4 protein-coding genes are annotated in these 2353 nt (G+C 39.3%); 1 reads left to right on the plus strand and 3 read right to left on the minus strand.

Annotated features, from left to right (window positions below; genetic code table 11):
* Window positions 1-238: 238 nt before the first annotated feature.
* Window positions 239-583 carry a hypothetical protein gene (locus HMPREF2983_RS02615; protein WP_070666460.1) on the plus strand — a complete coding sequence of 115 codons (345 nt, stop codon included), beginning with the start codon at window positions 239-241 and terminating at the stop codon, window positions 581-583.
* Between the two features lie 336 nt (window positions 584-919).
* Here HMPREF2983_RS02615 and HMPREF2983_RS02625 read toward each other — a convergent pair whose 3' ends face one another.
* From HMPREF2983_RS02625 to HMPREF2983_RS02635, 3 genes are all read right to left on the minus strand, one after another.
* Window positions 920-1141, minus strand: coding sequence for a hypothetical protein (locus HMPREF2983_RS02625; protein WP_070666463.1), 222 nt, complete (start codon window positions 1139-1141; stop codon window positions 920-922).
* 11 nt (window positions 1142-1152) lie between these two features.
* Window positions 1153-1731 carry a hypothetical protein gene (locus HMPREF2983_RS02630; RefSeq protein WP_070666466.1) on the minus strand — a complete coding sequence of 193 codons (579 nt, stop codon included), beginning with the start codon at window positions 1729-1731 and terminating at the stop codon, window positions 1153-1155.
* Window positions 1732-1807: 76 nt separating this feature from the next.
* Window positions 1808-2296 (minus strand): LPD11 domain-containing protein, encoded by a 489-nt coding sequence (locus HMPREF2983_RS02635; RefSeq protein ID WP_004345295.1) that lies wholly within the window; start codon window positions 2294-2296, stop codon window positions 1808-1810.
* Between the last annotated feature and the right edge of the window lie 57 nt (window positions 2297-2353).

The following is a 2353-nucleotide window of genomic DNA, read 5'->3' on the forward strand; positions in this document are numbered from 1 at the left end:
ATGAAAAGTGAGGTCGAAACCAGAAACGGAAATGGGAAAATAGATAAGAAAAAGTAAAATAGAATTTCCATAAATTGCGAGACGGAACGCATGGAAATGGTTATAGAGGATAATAATAGACATTTCTCGTTTGTTTCAAGCTAATAATAAAGAAATTGGATAATGAAAACTTCTAAATATTTAATATTTGGAAGTTTTATCAATATAAATTGCTATCTTTGTACCCAAAAGAAGATATATGGAAGTACGTGTTTTATTTTGCTGGGCCGGAAATGTTTATAATTGGCGTGGGACATGGCCGTTTTCATGCGTTCCGTCTCCTGGAGATACTTTGGGTATTCAAAGTTTCATAGAAGAGGGGCATATAAAGGCTGACGAAGAAGATGTCGTGTTCAAAGGCAGTAACATTGGTAGGTATCGAGGCCTTGAAGTATCATTGGAAAAATTGCTTTCCAATGAGTACAATACCAAAGTAGTCTCTGTCAACTGGACTGGGAAAGGTATTGAAATAGAAATAACAACAGACATTTATCAGCAAAGAGACGGTATTGGCTCTAATCTTTGGGAAGAGAAGATAGAATAATGCAAATTTCAGACTTTAGTTGTTTTATGAAAGAAAAACTATTGAGGAAAGTAATCCATGTGCATCTCATACATAGCCGTAAGAATTATTACTTTGGCAGTGTGAATGCCATCTTTAAGAAGCTCTCCGAGAAAGAAATTGGGTGTACGGAAAATACTTTAAGTCACGTTTTAACGGAAGACGGTATGCACCATATCACATCCAAGGCACTTATCATAAGGTCACGTCTAATGACCTAAAATGACCTATTTACTGGCGAAACTCAATGGTTCGCCTATGGCTGCGACATTAAGGAGCAGCCCCAAATGTTTGGGGACATTTCATCCCCAAACATTTTCAATCAACATAAAAGCCGCCTTCACTTTGGGCAATATCCAACCATTCAGAATAATCTTCACTATTTTCTTCGCGGGGTTCATTGCCCATATCATCACAAAATTGAAGATAACCGTCGTATGTTGCATTGTAGCTTGCAATGGTCGTTTCACGTGTTTTTAACTCAAACTTCTTGTGTTTCATGCTAAAAAAAGATTGCGGCAGGGTGGTTAGCCCTGCCATGACCTTTTTTCTTAGTCTTCAATCTCAAACTCGTGAACGTAGAGGAAATCATTGTCCCCTTTATGTTCTTTGTTCCAGTTCTTCAGTTCTCCTTTGCTGACTTCCTCTTTACCAAGCAACTCTGCTGCATACGCCATTGCCTGTTTCTCTGTTTCAAAATAACCACTCTCATAGTTTCCGTTCACACAAGCGTCCACGTAGAACTTGTCTGTGAAGTATTTGCTCTCGGCATCGTTGGTAGCATAGACTTCACAGCCTGGCTCTTCCACGATGTAGTAGACGGTAAGGTCAGGCATGAGCTTCGTAAGCACATGACGGAAATCCGTTGCTCCCCATGCTTCATCCGCCTCTATGCTAATGACGTCTCCATCCATTTCATACTCTTGGATGAAACCACGGAGATAATTATTTTCCATCTGCTCGTCCGTCGCTCCCAAAACTCTGACGATATTTCCCTCCCATTCCTTGGATGCGTTTTCCTCGACAGGCTTACACTTGTCTGTCATAAAGCTGTCAATTACGTCGAACACTCGTTTCAAATCACTCTCGCTACCTTCAATACGGTAGCTTGTCCTTGCCCAATTTGCCATGTTTTTATAATTTAAGTTGTTTTTTATTCCTTGAAGCATTCTTTTGTCGGTTTCCCGACAAAAGAACACATTATTATCAGTTAGCAGCCTTTGCCTTGCGCTCCAATTCAGCAATATCCTCGACCGTACACCATTGGGGCTTTAAATCCTCGGGGATTATGTTCCAACGTCTTTTTACCTCTTCTATGGTTTCATCAACGGAATTTCCCCAAAGACCATATTTGTCGTTATGGTAGCGAAAATCCTGTTTATCTTGCTCTTCATTACCAGTCTTCCCAAGATATGCAATCAAATCATGGTATATTTTTGAAAGCATCATATATTTATCCCTACAATTGTACTCCCTTATTTCCTTTTCCGTATAAGGGTTTACAATCATAAAGTTTCGCTTCAACTCAAAACCTGCTTCACCGTCCATATCGTTGGCAGGACATGCACAATATAACGTTGTTGGATTACTTTGTGGCGACAGCGACAAATCTAAGTAATAGTTTCCTTTCTCATCCTTGTAGGCAGTATAACCATTGTAGTTTATACCAACTCGTTGTAAAGTGATTTTTCCCATTTTCCTATTTTTATGAAGTTATTATTTTATTCTGGGCATCCCGATTCTCAACCTTTT

The organism is Prevotella sp. HMSC077E09 (assembly GCF_001814685.1).
Classification (GTDB): domain Bacteria; phylum Bacteroidota; class Bacteroidia; order Bacteroidales; family Bacteroidaceae; genus Prevotella; species Prevotella oris.

Coding starts and splice junctions, on each gene's coding strand:
- HMPREF2983_RS02615 (WP_070666460.1), top strand. CDS start 239: ATGGAAGTACGTGTTTTATTTTGCTGGGCCGGAAATGTTTATAATTGG.
- HMPREF2983_RS02625 (WP_070666463.1), bottom strand. CDS start 1,141: ATGGCAGGGCTAACCACCCTGCCGCAATCTTTTTTTAGCATGAAACAC.
- HMPREF2983_RS02630 (WP_070666466.1), bottom strand. CDS start 1,731: ATGGCAAATTGGGCAAGGACAAGCTACCGTATTGAAGGTAGCGAGAGT.
- HMPREF2983_RS02635 (WP_004345295.1), bottom strand. CDS start 2,296: ATGGGAAAAATCACTTTACAACGAGTTGGTATAAACTACAATGGTTAT.